Origin of the sequence: Microlunatus elymi (genome assembly GCF_007362775.1) — a bacterium.
Taxonomy (GTDB): Bacteria; Actinomycetota; Actinomycetes; order Propionibacteriales; family Propionibacteriaceae; genus Microlunatus; species Microlunatus elymi.
Map to the genome: position 1 here is coordinate 3,478,763 of NZ_CP041692.1, position 12,656 is coordinate 3,491,418.

At 66.6% G+C, this 12,656-nt stretch carries 13 protein-coding genes; 3 read left to right on the top strand and 10 right to left on the bottom strand.

The window, feature by feature from the left end; genetic code table 11:
- Positions 1–5: 5 nt before the first annotated feature.
- From FOE78_RS15515 to FOE78_RS15525, 3 genes are read right to left on the bottom strand one after another with little or no spacing between them, the layout of a single operon-like run.
- Positions 6–992, bottom strand: a complete 987-nt coding sequence (locus FOE78_RS15515; protein ID WP_143987106.1) for an ABC transporter permease — start codon at positions 990–992, stop codon at positions 6–8.
- 43 nt (positions 993–1,035) lie between these two features.
- A complete protein-coding gene (locus tag FOE78_RS15520; protein ID WP_143987107.1) occupies positions 1,036–2,679 on the bottom strand; it encodes an ABC transporter substrate-binding protein in 1,644 nt (547 codons plus the stop codon).
- Positions 2,680–2,731: 52 nt separating this feature from the next.
- Positions 2,732–3,850: an ROK family transcriptional regulator gene (locus FOE78_RS15525; protein WP_143987108.1), complete on the bottom strand. Its 1,119-nt coding sequence runs from the start codon at positions 3,848–3,850 to the stop codon at positions 2,732–2,734.
- A gap of 206 nt (positions 3,851–4,056) precedes the next feature.
- Here FOE78_RS15525 and FOE78_RS15530 point away from each other — a divergent pair, with 206 nt between their 5' ends.
- Complete coding sequence (locus tag FOE78_RS15530; protein ID WP_143987109.1) at positions 4,057–4,530, top strand: GyrI-like domain-containing protein; 474 nt, start codon at positions 4,057–4,059, stop codon at positions 4,528–4,530.
- 265 nt (positions 4,531–4,795) lie between these two features.
- Here FOE78_RS15530 and FOE78_RS15535 read toward each other — a convergent pair whose 3' ends face one another.
- Positions 4,796–5,731: an AEC family transporter gene (locus FOE78_RS15535; RefSeq protein WP_143987110.1), complete on the bottom strand. Its 936-nt coding sequence runs from the start codon at positions 5,729–5,731 to the stop codon at positions 4,796–4,798.
- A 152-nt stretch (positions 5,732–5,883) separates the two neighbouring features.
- Entirely contained in the window at positions 5,884–6,234 is a 351-nt protein-coding gene (locus FOE78_RS15540) for a hypothetical protein (RefSeq protein WP_143987111.1), read from the bottom strand.
- Positions 6,235–6,385: 151 nt separating this feature from the next.
- Here FOE78_RS15540 and FOE78_RS15545 point away from each other — a divergent pair, with 151 nt between their 5' ends.
- Positions 6,386–6,574: a hypothetical protein gene (locus FOE78_RS15545; protein WP_143987112.1), complete on the top strand. Its 189-nt coding sequence runs from the start codon at positions 6,386–6,388 to the stop codon at positions 6,572–6,574.
- 16 nt (positions 6,575–6,590) lie between these two features.
- Here the strand turns inward: FOE78_RS15545 and FOE78_RS15550 are convergent, their stop codons facing one another.
- From FOE78_RS15550 to FOE78_RS15570, 5 genes are all read right to left on the bottom strand, one after another.
- Entirely contained in the window at positions 6,591–9,509 is a 2,919-nt protein-coding gene (locus tag FOE78_RS15550; protein ID WP_143987113.1) for a vitamin B12-dependent ribonucleotide reductase, read from the bottom strand.
- A gap of 143 nt (positions 9,510–9,652) precedes the next feature.
- Entirely contained in the window at positions 9,653–10,255 is a 603-nt protein-coding gene (nrdR, locus tag FOE78_RS15555) for a transcriptional regulator NrdR (RefSeq protein WP_143987114.1), read from the bottom strand.
- A 294-nt stretch (positions 10,256–10,549) separates the two neighbouring features.
- Positions 10,550–11,023: a DUF2752 domain-containing protein gene (locus tag FOE78_RS15560; RefSeq protein WP_210414613.1), complete on the bottom strand. Its 474-nt coding sequence runs from the start codon at positions 11,021–11,023 to the stop codon at positions 10,550–10,552.
- 48 nt (positions 11,024–11,071) lie between these two features.
- Complete coding sequence (locus FOE78_RS15565; protein WP_143987116.1) at positions 11,072–11,452, bottom strand: hypothetical protein; 381 nt, start codon at positions 11,450–11,452, stop codon at positions 11,072–11,074.
- Between the two features lie 97 nt (positions 11,453–11,549).
- Entirely contained in the window at positions 11,550–11,741 is a 192-nt protein-coding gene (locus FOE78_RS15570; protein ID WP_143987117.1) for a hypothetical protein, read from the bottom strand.
- Here FOE78_RS15570 and lexA point away from each other — a divergent pair, their 5' ends adjacent.
- Positions 11,742–12,641: a transcriptional repressor LexA gene (lexA, locus tag FOE78_RS15575; protein WP_143987118.1), complete on the top strand. Its 900-nt coding sequence runs from the start codon at positions 11,742–11,744 to the stop codon at positions 12,639–12,641.
- The last annotated feature ends 15 nt before the right edge of the window (positions 12,642–12,656 follow it).

Genomic DNA, 12,656 nt, shown 5'->3' on the forward strand with positions numbered 1-12,656 from the left:
CCGTTTCAGCTCGCGGACCGGACGCGGGGATCGAGCAAGGCGGTGAGGAAGTCGCTGATCAACACCGCCACCAGCACGGTCACCGTGATCAACACGAACAGTGCCTGCATCAGCGGATAGTCCTCGTTGGTCACCGCGCTCAGCAGCATGTAACCGACCCCCGGGTAGTTGAAGGTGAACTCGACCAGGATCGCGCCGCTGACCACGAAGCCCAGCGAGATCGCGAATCCGGCCAGATTGGGCAACACCGCGTTCCGGGCGGCGTAGTTGATCATGATCTTGCGATCCGCGATGCCCTTGGCCCGGGCCATCCGGATGTAGTCCTCGGCGACCGTGGTCACCACGTTGTTGCGCATGGTCAGGATCCAGCCGCCGATGGAGATGATCAAGATGCTCAGCGACGGCAGGATCGCATGTTTGATCACGTCGATGATGAACTCCGCGTTCCAACCAGGGTTGAGAGTCTGGTCGTAACCGCCGTCGCTCGGCAACGCTCCGTTCGTACCGAGCGAGAACACCATGATCAAGATCAGTCCGACCCAGAAGTACGGCAGCGCCGAGGTGATCACGAACACCGGCGGCAGCACGCTGTCCGCGATGCCGTTGCGTCGCCAGCCGCTGATCATCCCGATCCCGGTCCCGAGCAGGAAGGCGATCACCGTGGTGACGCCGACCAGTCCGAGGGTCCACGGCAGCGCCTGGGCGACGACCTCACTGACCGGCTGCGGGAAGAACGTCAACGACACCCCGAAGTGTCCGGTCACGGTGTTACCGAGATATTCCACGTACTGCACCAGGAGCGGCTTCTGGGTGTCCAGACCGAAGGCGACCTCCAACGCCTTCAACGCGTCCGGATTGATCCGGCCCTTGTACCGCGCCATCATCGCCTGGGCGGGATTCCCCGGCATCAGCCGCGGGATGAAGAAGTTCAGCGTCAACGCCACCCAGAGGGTGATCAGGAAGAACCCCAGCCTGCGCACTATGAACCGCATCAGCCACTCCCGATGCCGTACGTGTTGATCATGCTGCCGTCACTCAGCCCTTCGGCTTCAGGTGCAACAACACCTGCTCGTTGTCGGGCACCGCGTACGGTGCCGGCAGGGCGTACTGGTCCTGCTCGGTCGGCCAGCCGGTGATCTCCTTGGTGTTGTACTGGAACCAGCTCACGCTCTCCAGCACGGGGATGGTCGGCACGTCGGCCAGCATCACACCCTGCAGATCATTGACGATCGCGTGCTGCCGCTGATCGTCGGCCCCCGGATACTCGTTGAAGAGCGCATCGGTCTTCTTGCTGGAGTAGCGGGAATAGTTGCTGGACGCGTTCTGCCCGATCGGCGCGGTGTTGCCGCTGTACAGGTTCTGCCGCAACTCGTAGTACGGCGCCGGGCCACCGGTCTGCGATCCGTACGCCAGCTGGAAGTCGCCCTTGTACAGCTTGTTGTCGTAGGTCTGGCCGGCGATGTTCTGCACGTCCAGGTTGATGCCCAGGGGTTGCAGCTGATGCTTGATCTCCTGCAACTCCGCCTCCCAGTCGGTGTAGCCGGAGACGCTGATGATGGACAGGTTGAGCGGCTTGGCGGTGGAGTAGCCGGCCTTGGCCAGGTACTGCTTCACCTTCGCCGGATCCTGCTTGTAGCCGTACTTGTCGGCTGCCGCCTGGTCGTACCAGTCCTTGAAGGTCGGCAGCACGATGCCCGCCTGGTTGGACGACGGCAGCTGGCCGCCGACGCCGATCTTGGACACCTGGTCCTTGTCGATCGCGTAGGCCAACGCCTGTCGCACGGCCAGGTCGGCGGTTGGGCCCTGCTTGAGGTTCAGGAAGATCTGCACGTTGGCCACCGGCGGGTACCAGTAATGGTTGTCGGTCTTGTCCCGGTCGACGTAGTACTTGTCGACGTTGGGAATGTACTGGCCGCCCCACTGCGCCTTGCCGGTCGCCAGGTCGAGGTTGGCCGGGCTGTTGTCGGTATAGGCCGGATAGTTGATCGTCTTGATCGCCGGCTTGCCCTTCTGCCAGAAGTTCGCGTTGGCCTGGTAGCGCACATTCTGCGGCTTGCAGTCCGAGACCGTGTACGGTCCGCTGCCGATCGGCTTGGCGTCGGTGAACTGAACCGGATTCTTGGCCGCCTCGCCGGTGCTCCAGATGTGCTTCGGCACGATCGGGGTCTGGTCGGCGATGTAGTAGAAGTACGGCTGCGACGGGGTGGAGAACTTCATCGTCACGGTGTTGCCGCTGGCCTCGACCGACTGCAGACCCGATGACCAGAGGGCGTTGAGATCCAAGCCCTTGTTGGCCTTCAGCAGGTTGAAGGTGAAGGCGACGTCGTCGGCGGTCAACGGCTTGCCGTCGCTCCACTTGATGCCGTCGCGGATGGTGAAGGTGAGCGTTTTCTTGTCCGAACTCCACTTCGACGATTCGGCGATCATCGGGGTCTCTTTCGAGTTCTGCAAGGGATTGACGTAGACCAACGGCTCGTACACGAACCCGATGCTCAACCCGCTCACCGACGGGTTGAACGGGTTGAACCCACAGGTCCAGGTTGTACCGCCGACGTTGGCGATGGTCAACGATGTCGACTTCGACCCGTTGGTTCCGGATCCTGACGAGCCGCCGCCGGAACAGCCGGCGATCAGCCCGAGTATGGCGAGCAACACCACGATCAGCGCGCTTCGCTTCATGATCATTTCCTCCCGTTGGCGAGAGCCCGCCATCTGTTGGCCGGCTGCCGGATCATCCGAAGACTGCTTCCTGTAATTGCCGGACCGCGGCATCGACTGCGCCGTGCCGGACCGCATGATCACGACCTGTGCCAGGCCTGACCTCAGGCCGATGAGCCACCATCCGATGGAGGCGATCAGCCACCCGGTCCGCCAGCCGGTCTCCCCCGGCGACACCGATGTCGCCGGCCAAGATCACCAACTGCGGATCGAGCAAGGACACTCCGATCACCACTGATCGGGCAATTCGGGTGGCAAGATCACCCAGAAATCCCTCAGGATCTCCGGGCGAGCTGCCGCGTACGGCCGACGCGGCGACCGCTCGGCGAACCGCCGTCGAGGCCCGGCTGGCGCCGATGCCGTGTCGTTGCGCCAGCGCGAGCACGCCCCGGGCGTCGATCAGGTCGGACAGCTGGTGGCCGTCGGGATCGATCGGAGCGCGGTCGATCTCGCCGGCCCCGCCGCGGGAACCGCGATGCAGCCGGCCGTCGATGATCACCGCCGCCGCCACCCCACGACTCATCCAGACCAGCACCGCGTCGCGATAGCCGCGGGCACAGCCGTGCAGCAATTCGTCCACGGCCACCAGATTGACGTCGTTCTCCACCGTCACGGTGATCCCCAGCGCCTCGGTCAGCCGGGCGGGCACGTCGAAGCCCAACCACCGCGGCATGTGGTCGGCGTAGCCGAGCCGGCCGGTCACCGGGTCGATGGAGCCGGAGATGCCGACGACCGCGTGCCCGAGGTCCGCTAGTCGCAGGCCGGCGGCGCGGCCGGCGTCCACCACCGCGCGGCGTAGCGCCGGCAGCGGATCCGGGCCGGTTCCCCGGCTGGCGATCCTGCGCTCGCCGATCACCGTGCCGGCCAGGTTGGCGACGGCGACGTCGAAACCGGTCGCGGTGATGTCGGCACCGACCGCGTGGCCGGCCTGCTCGTTGACGGTCCACAGGCGGGCGTTGGGGCCCGGGCCGGGACTGGTCCGGTGGCCGTCCTGGCGGACCAGCTCGGCTTCCTCCAGCCGCCGCAACAACTCGGCGGCGGCCGGCTTGGACAGCCCGATCTCCTGCTCCAGTTCGATTCTGGACATCGGCCCCCGCCGGACCAGGGCATGCAGCGCGGCACGATCGTTCATCGCGCGGAGCGCGCGCGGACCGCCAACTCGCACCGATCGTCCCTCCGTCGGGAGCACCCGGGGCACGGCAGCCCGCCGAACCAGGAATGGTCTGGAAAGTTCCCAGATGAACAGAGCTTGGACCAGACGCCGCCCGGCGTCAAGGCCGGTAACCGGATCGTCACCGGAGGATCTCAGATCAGTCGCAGCTGCTAGGTTCGGCGCTCATGGTTGACTATCGGGTTGAGGTCGTATCCGCCGCTCCGTCCCCCTGTGCCGTGGTGCGCGAGCGGACCACCTGGAGCGCGTTCGACTGGAAGTCGATGCTCGACCAGGTCTGGGCCTATCTGCGGTCCCGGCCCGAGATCAGTCCGGGCCACAACGTGATGATCTATCACCTCCTGCCGGAGTCGGACGAGGACGACGTCGAGGTCGAGGTCGGCGTCGAGATCGCGGCCGGCGTCGAGGTGCCCGCGGCGGTCGAACCGGAGGGTCGCCTCGTCGGGTCCGAACTGCCGGCCGGGCGGGCGGCTACCGTACTGCACCTCGGTGGCCCGGCGAGTCTGGACGACGCCTATCAAGCGCTGACCCAGTGGTGCACCGAACACGGCGAGATCCGGTCGGATACCCACTGGGAGGTCTACGGCGATCCCGACGCCGCCGGCAACTACCCGATCCGGCTGTGCTGGCTGCTGCGCTGATCAACTTCTGCCACCCCGGACCTCGCTGACCGTTCGGAGCCGTACCCGCCCTGTCCCGTGGTGCGCGTTCAGGTTCCAACCGGAGTCGGATTCGGTCGGGGCCGTCGGCACCGGCTTTGTACGTTTCCCAACCGGTGACGAGTTCGACCAGAGTCCCGGCCCATACCCGCGTTCGTTTCCCAACCAAACACGAGTTCGGTCGGCCGATCCGCCCGCCCGGATAGCCCGCCATGTCGACTCCTCCGCTGACAATTCGGGGCCGCTGTCACGGGGACAGGAGGGCGGCGATGCCCACCAGCACCGGCAGCGACAGCACGGTGGTGACGAAGATCGAATCCCGCGCCAGGATCACGCCGCGGTCGTAACGAACCGCATGGGTGAAGACGTTCTGGGCGGTCGGCAGCGCGGCGACCACGGTGACCGCGAGCACCGCCTCGGCCGGCAGACCCAGCACGAACTCGGCCATCAGGTAGCCGACCAGCGGCTGGACGATCAGCTTGAGCAGCACGATGTAGCCGATCTGGACCTTCGGCTCCCCACGTCCGGGCAACGGGCCGAGCCGCAGCGAGATCCCGTACGCGATCAGCATCGCCGGCACCGCCATGTCGCCGATCATGTGCAGCGGGTCGTTGACCCAGCGCGGCAACTGGACTGAGAAGATCGACAGCAGCAGCCCGACCAGTGACCCGATCATCAGCGGGTTGCGGAACGGCTGGCTGATCAGCCGGAGCCAGCGAGCGCGGCCGGTGGCCTGAGCGTTGGTGGTCAGGTCGAGGATCGCCAGCCCCAGCGGTTGCAGCAAGATCATCTGCGTCAGCAACATCGGCACGATCCAGGAGGCGCTGCCCAACACGTACGCGGCCATCGGCAGACCGAGATTGCCGGCGTTGACGTACGCGGAGCAGAAGGTGCCGATCACGGTGTCGGGGGCGCTGCGTCGGAAGATCAGCCGGGCGGCCAGTACGTACAGGGTCGCACTGACCGCAACGCAGCTGATCGAGGCGATCAGGTTGGTGGAGAAGATCTGCCGGACGTCGGTCTCGGACAGCACCGTGACCATCAGCGCCGGGCTGGCCACGAAGAACGCCAGCCGGGCCAGCACGGTCTGGGCGTTGGCGCCGGCGATCTTCAGATGGGCGATCAGGAAGCCGACCCCGATCACGATCACGATCGTGAGGAAGCCCTGCAGGACTCCGCCCACGCGTCTCTCCCCTTCGCCCGACCGACGGCCGAGTCAATCCTGACCCATGGTCGGCCCCGCACCGCAATCGGTTGCCAAGTTTGCCAGAACCGGCCGGTTCGGTCGGTGGCGGGTGCGCGCGGGACCTCGACCTGCCACGGAGATCCGCGACCTCAGAAGGACGGGCGCGGGAGTTCGTTGGCGCTGACACCGACGATGATCGCGATCACGGCGATCAGGGCGGCGCCGATCCAGAACCACCGCGGAGGCACCGAGACCAGGTTCCAGACCAGCCAGACGATCTCGGTCAGGGCGAAGATGACCACCGTGATCGTGGCCGCGATCGCCGGCCCGAAGGTCGTAGTATGCCGGGTCGCCATCCCACCCGACCCGTTCACCGGTGGCAGGTAATAGGTCAGCTGGATGCCCGAGGCCGCGATCAATGCGCCCAACAGGCAGATCAAGATCAACACCACCGAGCCGGCAATCCGCAACGGCAGGTGTGGTCGGGCGCTGCTGGTCACCGGCCTCCTTCGCTGGGCGCCGAGTGGCGCCGGCCAAGGCTACCGAGACCCGGGGTCATCGCGGCAAACCGACTGGCTGCTGTGCACCCTGGCTGCCGGAGGGCGCGCGATCGCGTACAGTGCTGTCTCTCCCCCGTGCATAGAGGCACCGATGATTTTTCTCTGTATCGCGATCGCCTGGATCGTGCTGCTGGCTCTTTTCGTGATCGTGTGGGCCCGCTTCGCGGCGCGCCGGCGTGCTCTTGCCGACGCCCTGGAACGGGACCGGCTTCGCTCCCGGCCGCCACACCTGGTCGAGAACGACACCGACGGCCGGCGGAACTCCGGCGGCGCTGCCTGACCGCACAGCGGGCGGTTCAGCTGCAGCCGCTGGTCGAGCCGCAGCCCTCACAGACGTAGCAGCTGCCGCTCGGGCGCATCTTCGTCCCGCAGGTGAAGCACAACGGGGCGTCGACGCTCAACCCGGAGATCGACTCCATCAGCTCAGCGGTGGTGTGCGCCGCCTTCGGCGCGACGCTCGGCGCCACCGGCTCGGCTTCGGTCACCTTGGTCTGCGCCGCCACCGGTTCCGCCTTCGCCCCTGCGCTCAGTGACTCGGCCTTCAGCGACTCGGCCTCACTGGCCTCGTCGTCCTCCGGCTCGGGCGGCAGGTAGGACCCGGTCTCCACCTGACGGGCCCGCTCGGTCGCGGTGTAGATGCCCAGCTCCGAGCGCTGCTCGAAGGTCAGGTAGTCCAGCGCCAGCCGACGGAAGATGTAGTCCATGATCGACTGCGCCATCCGGACGTCCGGGTCGTCGGTCAGACCGGCCGGCTCGAACTTCAGGTTGGTGAACTTCTCCACGAACGTCTGCAGCGGCACACCGTACTGCAGCCCGATCGAGACCGCGATCGAGAACGCGTCCATCACGCCGGCCAGGGTCGAACCCTGCTTGCCCAGTTTGAGGAAGACCTCGCCCAGACCGTCGTCCGGGTAGGAACCGGAGGTCATGTAGCCCTCGGCGCCGCCGACCGAGAAGGACGTCGTCCGACTCGGCCGCGACTTCGGCAGCCGCTTGCGGGTCGGCCGGTACTCGACCTTGACCGCCTCGGTCTTCTGCTCCGGCTCGACCAAGGTGTCCTTGGACTTGGCCTTGCCGTCGCTGAGCGGCTGACCGACCTTGCAGTTGTCGCGGTAGACGGCCAGCGCCTTCAGCCCGAGCTTCCAACCCTCGCGGTAGACCTCGGCGATGTCCTCCACGGTCGCCGCCTCCGGCAGGTTGACCGTCTTGGAGATCGCACCGGACAGGAATGGCTGGGTGGCCGCCATCATCCGGACGTGGCCCATCGGTTTGATGGAACGCTGACCCATCGCGCAGTCGAAGACCTCGTAGTGCTCCGGTTTCAGTCCGGGAGCGTCGATCACATGACCGTTCTCGGCGATGTACTCGACGATCGCCTCGCTGGTCTCACCGGTGTAGCCGAGCATCTTCAGGGCCCGCGGGATGGTCTGGTTGACGATCTGCATCGAACCGCCGCCGACCAGCTTCTTGAACTTGACCAGCGAGAAGTCCGGCTCGATGCCGGTGGTGTCGCAGTCCATCATGAAGCCGATGGTGCCGGTCGGAGCCAGCAGTGAGGCCTGCGCGTTGCGGAAGCCGTTCTGCTGGCCGAGCTTGATCACCTGTGCCCATTCCTTGCCGGCCAGTTTGTGGATGTCGCCGTCGAAGGAGGACAGCGTCCGCAGCTCGTCGTTCGCCGCCTGATGCTTGCGCATCACCCGTTGGTGCGCGTCCGCGTTGCGGGCGTAGCCGGCGTACGGACCGACCACCGCGGCCAACTCCGCCGATCGACGGTAGGCGACGCCGGTCATCAGCGAGGTGATGGCGGCGGCGACCGCGCGGCCGCCCTCGGAGTCGTACCCGTGGCCGGTGGCCATCAGCAGCGCGCCCAGGTTGGCGTAGCCGATGCCGAGCTGCCGATAGTCCTTGGTGGTCTTGGTGATGGCCTCGGTCGGGAAGTCGGCGAAGCTGATCGAGATGTCCATCGCGGTGATGATCAGCTCGACCGCCTTGCTGAACAGCCCGGCGTCGAACGTGTCGTCGTCCCGCAGGAACTTGAGCAGGTTCAGGCTGGCCAGGTTGCAGGAGCTGTTGTCCAGGCTCATGTACTCCGAGCACGGGTTGGACGCGGTGATCCGGCCGGTCTCGGGGTTGGTGTGCCAGTCGTTGATGGTGTCGTCGTACTGCAGGCCGGGATCGGCGCACTCCCAGGCGGCCTGGGCGATCTTGGCGAACAGCTCGCGGGCGTCGACGGTCTCGATCACCTCGCCGGTGTGCCGGGCGCGCAGCCCGAACTCGGCGCCGTCCTCGACCGCCCGCATGAACTCATCGGTGACCCGGACCGAGTTGTTCGCGTTCTGGTACTGGACGGAGGCGATGTCCTTGCCGCCGAGATCCATGTCGAAGCCGGCGTCCCGCAGCGCGCGGATCTTGTCCTCCTCGCGCGCCTTGGTCTCGACGAACTCCTCGATGTCGGGGTGATCGACGTCGAGGACCACCATCTTGGCTGCTCGCCGGGTGGCGCCGCCGGACTTGATGGTGCCGGCCGACGCGTCCGCACCGCGCATGAACGACACCGGACCCGAGGCGGTGCCGCCGGAGCTCAGCAGCTCCTTGGAGGAACGGATCCTCGACAGGTTCAGACCGGCACCCGAGCCGCCCTTGAAGATGAACCCCTCTTCCTTGTACCAGTTCAGGATCGAGTCCATCGAGTCGTCGACACTGAGGATGAAACAGGCGCTGACCTGTTGCGGGGCGTTAGTGCCGACGTTGAACCAGACCGGCGAGTTGAAGCTGAAGAACTGGTGCAGCAGCATCCAGGTCAGCTCGTGCTCGAAGATGTCGGCGTCGGCGGTGGTGGCGAAATAGCCGCTCTCCTCGCCGGACTTGCGGTAGGTCCGCACCACCCGGTTGATCAGCTGCTTCAGGCTGTGCTCGCGGGCATCGGTGCCGACCGCGCCGCGGAAGTACTTGGTGGTGACGATGGTGGAGGCGTTCACGCTCCAGAAGTCGGGGAACTCCGCGCCCTTCTGCTCGAAGACGGTCTCGCCGGTCTTCCAGTTGGTCTGGACGACGTCTCGCGGTTCCCAGCTGACCTCGTCGTACGGATGGACGCCCTCGGTGGTGAAGACGCGCTCGATCCGCAGACCGCGCTGCTGCGCACTGCCGGCCAGCTTCTTGCCGGTCTGTTCCTTACCGGCTTGGGACTTCTGGTCCGATCGGGTCGTTTCGGACATTGGTGGCTGCCTCTCTCCCTGTCCGCCCATCTCTGGACGCCTAGGTCTCGTCGGACTGCTGAATCTCGGGTCTTGCTGATGTCTGATGTTGGCCGGGACGGACCCATGCACCCTTCCCCAGGTGCCTGAGCCCGTCCCGGGGCTCAGGTCGGTCCCTTTCGGGTCCGGGGTGCCGCGGGTCTGCTGACCGCGGCCGTCTTGCCGGCGTTGGGCCGGCTGCGCGCCGACTTGGTCGAGCGGGACGCCGGGCGAACCGGGCCGGACGCCAACTCGGGGATCAGCGGTTCGATACCCAGCGGTTCCTGTTCCACCCGGAGCATGGCGATCTCGGCCTCGAAGTCGTCGACCGAACCGAACTGCCGGTAGACACTGGCGAATCGCAGGTAGGCGACCTGGTCGAGTTTGCGCAGCGGTCCGAGGATGGCTACGCCTACCTCGTCGGCCGGCACTTCGGGCTTGCCCGAGCCGCGGAGCGCGTCCTCGACCTCCTGGCCGAGCTTGGCGAGTTCGTCCTCGTTCACCGGCCGGCCCTTGCAGGCCTTCCGGACACCGCCGACGACCTTGTCGCGGTTGAACGGTTCGACCACACCCGAGCGCTTGATCACGGCCAGTTGCATCTGCTCGATCGTGGTGAACCGGCTCTCGCACTCGGGGCACTGACGACGGCGGCGAATGCTGCTGCCGTCCTCGGCGACCCTCGAATCCAGCACCCGGGTATCGGTGTGCCGGCAGTACGGGCAGTGCACGACGAGCCTTCTCTCCACGTTCGAGCTGGAATCAAGCTGTTGGATCTGAAACAAACCCGGTGCCCGACTGGGGACAACTCTGGGGATGACTTGTGGGTGGCGATGTGGACGGCGTGTGGATAGCGACCACTAACTGTGGAGGAAACACACCCGTGTAACTACTAGATATGGATCTTAGGCCGCTCCAGCGGAGACGTCAACCGTCCTGTGCCGGACTTCGCGAGTCGGTCAGCGGAGCCGGTCGCCCGGGCGGCCCGTTGGCCTGCAGGGCACCAACGGCGCGACGCGAACCGGTCAGAGGAGATTGCGAAGAACCGCGTAGAGCACCGCGGCAGCCGCGGCGACGCAGATCCAGGACCAGCCCGGAACGCGGTGGATCGGATCCGCGAGCCGGCGCGGTAGCCGCAACGTCGGTCCGCCCACAGCAGCCACCGTCCACGCCACTGCGGACAGTGCCAGCACGACGAGTGCGATGAACACGCCGGGGTTGTAGCCGAATGCGGCAGGAAGGTCGCCACGCAACAACTCGGCGCCCATCCTGGTGGCGCCACACAACGGGCATTGCCAGCCGGTGACAGCGCGGAACGGGCACGGAATGCCGAGCCCCGTGGTCCGGTAGACGAGGCTGAGGGCCAGCCCGCCGGCCAGGAAGGCGCCGACACCGACCGGGCCCCGAGCCCGGCGGGCCGTCGGATGCGGGACCGAGCCGGCACCGTACGTCGTTGGGTCGGAGGCCGCCTTCGAATGCTTGGGACCGGCAGCTGACACGAGACCCATTCTTCACCCCGGCGATGCGCATGGCACCCGCCGGCCGCGTCAGCGGTTACCGAGGGCGGACTGGGAGGGAATGTAGTTGTCCGACGTCACCGTGATCGCCGTCGCGGTGATCACGGTGATCGCGGCAGCCACCAGCACGGCCCCGGTGATCAGGACGACCGCGATCCCCCGACTCGTCAGCCGCCAGCCGGCCGACCCGGCGGCGACAGCCGTACGACGCACAGGCGCCGTGCTGCAGCCACGAACCTCAGCGGATCCGGCCGGCGACCGGCGCAGCGACGGAGCGTCGAGGCCGGTCACCGACCGGGTCGCCGGACGGCCGGCTCGACCGCTGCCACGGCTGGGCCGCGGCCGCCGAGCCCTGGTCGGCCGGTCGACCGAGCTCCGCACCGCTGAGGTTTCGATCGTTGTCGCACTCATCTTGCATCCCCTGACCTCGAACGCATGTTCGATAGAACGTCTGTTTGATTCTTAACCCATGACCGTGCGATCCGCAAGACCATTCGCACAGCCGTTCTCATTCGTTATCTGCCCTGCACCGGCCCTCCGACAGTTCTTCGGCGACCGGAGAAGCAGCCGTGACGATCACAACAGAGGCCACTGACAGTTCTTCCGAAAGGCGCCCTGCGGCGGCGCCGGTCAGAGACACGCCGGGCGACACATCGAACAATTGTTTGATTCTGTCGGCGGTCTTCTCTACGGTGAGCACATGGCCGATTCGAAGAAGAGTTCTCCCAGCTCGGGCCGCAGGGCGGCAGCGAAGAAGACCACCGCGCGGGCGAGATCCACTCCGCCCGCACCGGTGCAGACGCTCCGCCGTGGTCGGCCGAAGAATTCCGACGTCGAGGCGCAGATCGAGGCCGCCCGGGCCCGGTCGGCCGAGTTGGCGCAGCATGCCACCGTGACACCACTGCCGGACGGACCGGCCGACGCCAGCGGGCTCACCCCGCGACAGCGTCGGGTGCTCGAGGTGATCAAGGAAGCGGTGGACACCCGCGGCTATCCGCCGAGCATTCGCGAGCTCGGCGAGGAGGTCGGCCTGGCCAGTTCGTCCAGCGTGGCCCACCAGCTGAAGGTGCTGGAGCAGAAGGGATTCCTGCGTCGCGACCCGAATCGGCCGCGGGCGATGGAGGTGATCCTGCCGCAGGACTTCGGTGCGGACTCGGCCGCGGTTCGGTCGCTGCCGGGCACGGCGAGCACGACCGACGAGACGGCCATCAACGATGCCTTCCCAGCGCCGGTTCATGTCCCGGTGCTGGGCAGGATCGCCGCCGGTGGTCCGATCCTGGCCGAGGAGCGCTTCGAGGACGTGTTCGCGCTACCCAAGCAGGTGGTCGGCGAGGGTGAACTCTTCCTGCTCGAGGTTCGTGGCGACTCCATGATCGAGGCCGCGATCTGCGACGGCGACTGGGTGGTGGTCCGCAAGGAGCAGACTGCGGAGAACGGCGACATCGTCGCAGCGCTGCTCGACGACGAGGCGACCGTGAAGACGTTCAAGCGGACCCGCGGCCACGTCTGGCTGATGCCACACAACCCCGCCTACGATCCGATCGACGGCGATCACGCCTCGATCCTCGGCAAGGTGGTCGCCGTCCTGCGCCGGCTCTGACCTGGCTGGTCGCGT

What these genes read in the sequence shown, in the direction of transcription:
- FOE78_RS15520 (WP_143987107.1), bottom strand. Translation starts at nt 2,679, where the DNA reads ATGAAGCGAAGCGCGCTGATCGTGGTGTTGCTCGCCATACTCGGGCTG.
- FOE78_RS15550 (WP_143987113.1), bottom strand. Translation starts at nt 9,509, where the DNA reads ATGTCCGAAACGACCCGATCGGACCAGAAGTCCCAAGCCGGTAAGGAA.
- FOE78_RS15565 (WP_143987116.1), bottom strand. Translation starts at nt 11,452, where the DNA reads ATGAGTGCGACAACGATCGAAACCTCAGCGGTGCGGAGCTCGGTCGAC.
- FOE78_RS15515 (WP_143987106.1), bottom strand. Translation starts at nt 992, where the DNA reads ATGCGGTTCATAGTGCGCAGGCTGGGGTTCTTCCTGATCACCCTCTGG.
- lexA (WP_143987118.1), top strand. Translation starts at nt 11,742, where the DNA reads ATGGCCGATTCGAAGAAGAGTTCTCCCAGCTCGGGCCGCAGGGCGGCA.
- FOE78_RS15530 (WP_143987109.1), top strand. Translation starts at nt 4,057, where the DNA reads ATGGTTGACTATCGGGTTGAGGTCGTATCCGCCGCTCCGTCCCCCTGT.
- FOE78_RS15525 (WP_143987108.1), bottom strand. Translation starts at nt 3,850, where the DNA reads ATGAACGATCGTGCCGCGCTGCATGCCCTGGTCCGGCGGGGGCCGATG.
- FOE78_RS15545 (WP_143987112.1), top strand. Translation starts at nt 6,386, where the DNA reads ATGATTTTTCTCTGTATCGCGATCGCCTGGATCGTGCTGCTGGCTCTT.